2 protein-coding genes are annotated in these 631 nt (G+C 74.8%); both read right to left on the minus strand.

Annotation, left to right across the window (positions count from 1 at the left end; all coding sequences use genetic code 11):
* On the minus strand, nt 1-520 hold a 520-nt coding region (locus tag F3J14_RS35190), incomplete at its 3' end, for an acyltransferase domain-containing protein (protein ID WP_166726786.1).
* On the minus strand, nt 517-631 hold a 115-nt coding region (locus tag F3J14_RS35195), incomplete at its 5' end, for a triphosphoribosyl-dephospho-CoA synthase (RefSeq protein ID WP_211080438.1). The genes F3J14_RS35195 and F3J14_RS35190, both read right to left, overlap by 4 nt.

Below are 631 nucleotides of genomic sequence, written 5' to 3' on the forward strand. Positions count from 1 at the left end.
TGTCGGCCACCGCGGCGCCGTCGGCCTGCCGCCCGGCCACCACGAACGCGTCGCCGGGATTGACGATCGCGATCGCGGCCTCGCGTCCGTCGCACAGCTGCGCGAGCCGCGCGCGCGTCAGCCCGCGCACGAACGCCATCCGTTCATCGCCGCCGCTCGCGGCGTCCATGGCGCGCGCCCGTGCATCGGCGAGATCCAGCGCGTCGTGCGGATCGATCATCCCCGCGACGCTCCACGACGCGACTTCCCCGACGCTGTATCCCGCGACACAGCGACGCCGCGGCCACACCGTATCGAGCAACGCGGCCGCCGCGAGCGCCTGCAGCGTGCAGAGGATCTGCGCGGCGCGGTTCTCGCGCAGCGCGTCCGGTTCGGCGTGCCGCACCCAGTTGCGCGGATCGTCGCCGAGGAGCCGGCCGGCGTGCGCGAACAGCGCATCGGCCTGCGGCAGCGCGCCGGTCAGCTCGAACATGTCCGCGCGCTGCGCGCCTTGCCCCGAACACAGGATCGCCAGCGTCATCGCGCCTCCTCGTCCGCTTCGAGCGCATCGACGAACACGCTCATCGCCAGCAGGTCGGCCGCGCCGCCCGGGCTCAGCCGGCGGGCAACGAACGCGCGGTGCGCGGCCGCC

The organism is Burkholderia sp. Tr-862, from assembly GCF_011753085.1.
Lineage (GTDB): Bacteria > Pseudomonadota > Gammaproteobacteria > Burkholderiales > Burkholderiaceae > Burkholderia > Burkholderia ambifaria.